Source organism: Spiroplasma sp. ChiS (genome assembly GCF_002968355.1).
GTDB classification, from domain to species: Bacteria; Bacillota_I; Bacilli_A; order Mycoplasmatales; family Mycoplasmataceae; genus Spiroplasma; species Spiroplasma citri.
This window is the reverse complement of sequence record NZ_PUUH01000304.1, coordinates 1-5,437: the sequence shown is the minus strand read 5'-3', so window position 1 is coordinate 5,437 and position 5,437 is coordinate 1. Positions and strand designations below refer to the sequence as shown.

Below are 5,437 nucleotides of genomic sequence, written 5' to 3'. Positions count from 1 at the left end.
CTAATTGACCATATCAATGAGTTCTATTTGCTCATCGTTCTTTTGATTTAATATTAAAACTATCTTCTAAATCAAATTGTAATTTATAACAATTTGCCATTGTAGGTCATGGATTTAATGTAGTTGATGTAGATAAAAATAATGGATTAGGTTCATTTATCATTTCTCAAAAAGGTACAACACCTAATTTGTTTTTAAATTCTTGTACTAAAATAGGTTTAACATCATCTTTAATTTGTGTTTTACTTTGTCCAACAATTACTTCATTATTTTTAGGTCAACATTTAATAACTATTTTATCTTTAGTACAAATTAAATTTAAAATAAAACCACTATCTGATTGATGATAATTTAATCAAATATCAGCACCTTGTTCAATTTCATTTATTTTACTTACTCTTGAAGTAAAGTTAAAAGGGTTAATTCATAAATCAATATTGCCATCTCATGTTTCTAATAAACCGAAGATAGTTTTACCCATTAAACTTGCTGTTAATTCATTTTTATCTAATTTTTCTTTAATTTTATAAGTTTCATATCATCAATTTAATTTTTCTAAGATATCTTCTCTATGAGATTTAAATAAAATATCTTTACCATTTACTAATCGCATTTGATGTCGAGCAATAATATTTGCTAAATTAATTGTTCAATCATAATTATAATATTTTAAAACACTATTAATATCATTTAAGTTTGGTAAAGTAGGATATGTATTATTATTCATTGTTATTTTGCTCCTTTAATTTTAAAATAAGTGCATAATTAATTATATTTACTGTTAATAAATTTGGTTCATTTGCTAAAACTTGTACACATACTTTAACTTTTTTATATTTTTTAATATATTTGTTATATAAATTTAATTTACATATTGCGATATTATCTTTTTTTAATTCTTTACAAAGTCTTTTTTTAACTTTTCCACAAACAGACATATAAGGTCTTTTTGCATTTATTACACGCTCATCATGTATTACATATATATCTTTTTTCATTAATTTATTCACTCCCTTTGTTGTCATAATTTATAATCTGCTGAACTATTATGTTTAACCATTGGTATTAATTYAAAGTGTAAAGCATAGAAATCACTATCAAATGTATCATCATATAAGTCTAATACTCGTTCTTCTCTTGCTTCAGGCTTATCTTCTCATTGAATTAATTCATATTGAGATTTACTTACAGGACATTTTTCTCATAATCATTTTAATTGATTAGTATTTATTAACATAGTGAATGCCTCTACACGGTGTCTTACATTAAATTTCTGCTTTTGTGCTGGTTTAAATGTCATATATTGACCAAAAGAATAATTATATTTTTCTAGATTTAAACTTTGTAATGTTGAAAAAGCACTATCATCAACATTGATTGATATACCTTGCTGTATTAAATTAAAATATTTATTTAATTGATTATTATAAAATTCTAAAATATCTTTTACTTGTTCTAATTCATTTTTAAATTGTTGAGTAGCGTTTGAATGCGTATATTCTGCTACTTTATATGCTTTTTTATCAAATGAATTATATAATCAAAAACTAGCTGCTGTTGTATGTCCTTTAGGACTAGTAGCATTCGCAATATCAACACCACCTAATAATTTAGTTGGTTGAATAATATCTGTTGCTTGCATAATATCAATATATCTTGCAAAGATTGACCCACTAGTATTGGCTGGTAAACCTCAACTCCACACTCTTGCTCTTTCAATATCTAATTGTTCTAATCTTTCTATTTTATTTCTTTCTTTTTGTGGTAATAAATCATTTAATCTTCAATTTGTATAATGAATAATAATTTTCATATTTCATTTTTCAATATAAGCAGTTTGTTCATATTTACTAAGCATTATTTCTTCATTAAAAGGTAATAATTGATTACAATAACCAACAATATATCTTTTTAAACTTTCAGGATTACATGTATTAATTGTTATTTTATTTTGACTACCTCTTAAAGCAAAATCAATCTCATTAATATCATTTTGGTTATATTGGTCGCATTCTTCTCTTCAATCAATTACTAATTTATATTTATTCAAATCAGCAAAATCTTTTAATTTTTCCCTTTTTGTAGCAGAATGTAAACCCCTACATACTATTTTTGTACCATTAGGAATAGTAAAAGAATGTGTACTTAAATTAACAGTAAATGGAATATTATGTTTTTCTAATGTATTTCATATGTTTTGAAAGATACTATCTCTAATATCTTTATTCATTTTCATACTAGCAAAAATAAACACAGGTTCATTTATTAACATTGATATTTTAATTAATTCAGCAAACATTTTTAAATTAGATAAAGTTTTACCACTATGTCTTGAACCAATTTGATTAATTTCATTAACTAATTCAAACTTTTTAGTAAATGGATATTTATTACCAATACTACTATTTTGTAATAACCAATAAGGAATTTCTAACAAATAAGTAAAATGATTAAGCATTATTATCACTTTCTTCTTTTTTAATATCTCTAATGTCAGTTTGCAAATTAACAATGATTGGTTGTTGATTATTTAAGTTTAATTCTTTTTCAAGTTCTTTTTCTTGTAATGAATATTTATAATTAAATGCTCGTTGTCAATATAATTTAGCACCATCAGGTGATTTCATCATAAAATTAACTATTTCACTTTCAATTCTATCAACTTGTCGTTCAAGCAAAGGAACTATCTTATCGCTCGCATAAGTATCATATCTTCACTTGCGAGAAAGGTTAAATTCATTGGTTAAATCATTCAAAGTATATGGTTTATTAGGTGATTTATTTTCTCAAAATTGTTCTATTTTACGATAAAAAGTTGCCAAACTTGCTTTTTTTGGATTAAATTCTTTCATTTTTTATTCCTTTTTGCATATTAAAATTGCTATTATTTAAACAATATGGTTAAATAAAAGAATATTAAACAAACTTATCAAGAACTAAAAACGTAGCAAAATGTATTAAAGAACTTAATATTATTTTTATTATGTTTATTTTACATCAAAATAAAAAGAAAGTAAACTTAATTACTTTCTTTTTTGATATAAACAGTTTTAAGAGACAAAAATTACTACTTATTTACTATTTAATTTTATAACTTTAAAAATAATTGTCAATAGTTTTTTAAAAAATAGTGTATAAATAATTTGAAAAAGATTGGAGACAAAATATATGAAAGATTATAAACATGTAAAATATGATGAGCGTGATTTATTTAAGGATTTATTATTTTCTAATGCTTGTAAAAAGAAAAATGGTACGCTTAATTTATCTGAAATTGCAAGACAAATAAATCGTAGTGTAGATACTATTAGACGAGAAATTAAGCGATTTAAAAAATATAGAAGATACAGCAATTGAAGCACAAAAAGATTATTATAAAAAGCGTAAAAAATGTATTAAAAAACTACCTGAATTTACAGAAGAACAATTAAATTTTATTCATCTGAGATTTAATGTTTATCATGATTCACCATCAGAAATTATTTATCGTTATTTTTTAAAATTTCGTGTTAAATTTCTTGCTTGTCTTAAAACTTTTTATAAATGAATTCGTTTAGGTGAATTTGGATTAAAAAAAGAAAATTTACGATATCGTGGTAAAAAATTTAAAACAAAAGGAAAAAAAGATAATCCTGGTAAATTAACTGATTTTAAGTCAATTTGAGATATTGAAAATAAAGTTTCTAATGTTGGTTGATTAGAAATGGATACTGTTGTTGGAAAAGAACATTTATCTAGTTGTTTAGTTTTAGCAGAACAATCAAGTAAAAAATATTTTGCAATAAAATTAGAAAATCATACTGCTAGGGAAGTTGAGAAAAAGTTTAAAGATATTGTTATAAATAATAATTTAATTGGAAAAATTAAAGGAATAATAACAGATAGAGGTAAAGAATTTAGTAAATGACGAGAAATGGAAATATTTGCTGAAACACAAGTTTATTTTTGTGATGCTGGTTCACCACAACAAAAACCTTTAATTGAATATATGAATAGTGAATTAAGATATTGATTTCCTAAGGGCACAGATTTTAATAATGTTAATCAGAAAAGAATAGATTGAGTAGTTAATGTTATAAATAAAAAACTTCGACCGTGTTTAAATTGAATAAGTGCAAAAGAAATGTTTTTACAGAATATTTAAAGAAATTTATTAATTAAAATTTAATAAATGCTTTTTTAGTATGATTAAATATGGTTAAATTAAGTTATATTTATAAAATATTTTAATTTTTTTAAAAAAGAGTTGCATTTGTTAAAAATGATGTTATAATWAAATTAAAAAGAGGAAAAAATTACTGCTTGCATTTATAGGATTACATTTTATTAATTATTAAAGTTATAATTTTATAACCATAAATTTTATTAAATTTCAAAAATGATATTTTAATTAATTTAGTTAATTTTGAATCTAACTTATTAAATTTTTGCATACCATTGTTAAATCACTTATAATACCCTGATTTAGAAATATTTAAAATATGAGTTAAATATTTAATCGTGTATTTTTTCTTCAAGGACCAAACCGCTCAAAATTTCATTTTTTTCGATTTGGTTAAATACTTTTTTATATCTTGTATCATTTCTATATATTTAATTAGTTCTTCTTTACTCATACTATTAAAATCAATAGTTTTAGGTCGGCCTGGTCTGCGAATTCTCTTTGACTGAAGACCCTTTCAAGGAATTAAATTATCTTCATTTGTGATTTTAATTCATCTGCTTAAAGTTTCCTTTGCAATAGTAAATTTTTTTATTGTATTCATATACCCATTTTTATGATAATATTCAAGACTAAAACAATGATTCCAATAGCAAACCCAGTGATTGTAACCTTATTAGTTTTCATTACATATTGGATTGGAGCAATTTTAACATTTTTGTTACGATAATAACGGAAATACAATAAATTATTAATGAAAATATAAAAATATTGTAACGAAACTGCAACAACACAAATTACGACTAATGCTGTGGCAACCATAAATTCACCATTAGGTTCAAAATAATTAAAGAAAAAGTATGGAAAAAGTGTTCTAGGATCTTTACCATCTAAATGACGATAAGTCCCTCGCACTAAAATAACTGTTAAATATGCTACAATATATAACATAATTAATCATAAATATTTTTTATGATGATCTTCATAATGATAATAACGATCACCAGCTGTTAAAACATAACTTGTAATCATTATAACTGGCATCACTAAATGTAAAATAACTGTTGCTACCAAGTGATAAGGACGATATTTTGCCGCTTGGTCTTTTTGACCAACAATACCAACTCAAAAAACTAACATTGTAATTGTAATGTATGTTGTAACTGCTAATTGAATAATATAATGTGGCTTTGTATTTTTAAATTTTGATTCAAACAAATATTCAAACAAATATAAGAAAAAATATAGAGCAACAATATAATTAGTTTGCGTTGT

General features: G+C 23.2%; 5 protein-coding genes and 2 pseudogenes. 1 reads left to right on the top strand and 6 read right to left on the bottom strand.

All coding sequences use genetic code 4. The annotated features are described in order from the left end of the window. The 4 genes from C6B38_RS08410 to C6B38_RS08395 form a co-directional block, all read right to left on the bottom strand. Nucleotides 1–727 (bottom strand): hypothetical protein (locus C6B38_RS08410; protein ID WP_146693373.1); only part of this gene is annotated, 727 nt, incomplete at its 3' end. Then, a complete protein-coding gene (locus tag C6B38_RS08405; protein ID WP_105299289.1) occupies nt 720–998 on the bottom strand; it encodes a hypothetical protein in 279 nt (92 codons plus the stop codon). The genes C6B38_RS08405 and C6B38_RS08410, both read right to left, overlap by 8 nt. Next, a complete protein-coding gene (locus C6B38_RS08400; protein WP_105299288.1) occupies nt 998–2,458 on the bottom strand; it encodes a PBSX family phage terminase large subunit in 1,461 nt (486 codons plus the stop codon). Before C6B38_RS08400 ends, C6B38_RS08405 begins: the two co-directional genes overlap by 1 nt. Next, a complete protein-coding gene (locus tag C6B38_RS08395; protein WP_105299287.1) occupies nt 2,451–2,852 on the bottom strand; it encodes a hypothetical protein in 402 nt (133 codons plus the stop codon). Before C6B38_RS08395 ends, C6B38_RS08400 begins: the two co-directional genes overlap by 8 nt. Nucleotides 2,853–3,168: 316 nt before the next feature. Here C6B38_RS08395 and C6B38_RS08390 point away from each other — a divergent pair. After that, nucleotides 3,169–4,144, top strand: a pseudogene (locus C6B38_RS08390) (IS30 family transposase). A 172-nt stretch (nt 4,145–4,316) separates the two neighbouring features. On the opposite strand, the gene C6B38_RS08385 reads toward C6B38_RS08390, so the two are convergent. Both C6B38_RS08385 and C6B38_RS08380 read right to left on the bottom strand, forming a co-directional pair. Continuing rightward, nucleotides 4,317–4,766 (bottom strand): hypothetical protein, encoded by a 450-nt coding sequence (locus tag C6B38_RS08385; RefSeq protein ID WP_105299286.1) that lies wholly within the window; start codon nt 4,764–4,766, stop codon nt 4,317–4,319. Next, nucleotides 4,754–5,437: pseudogene (locus C6B38_RS08380) on the bottom strand (hypothetical protein); the annotation flags it as partial. The gene C6B38_RS08385 and the pseudogene C6B38_RS08380, both read right to left, overlap by 13 nt.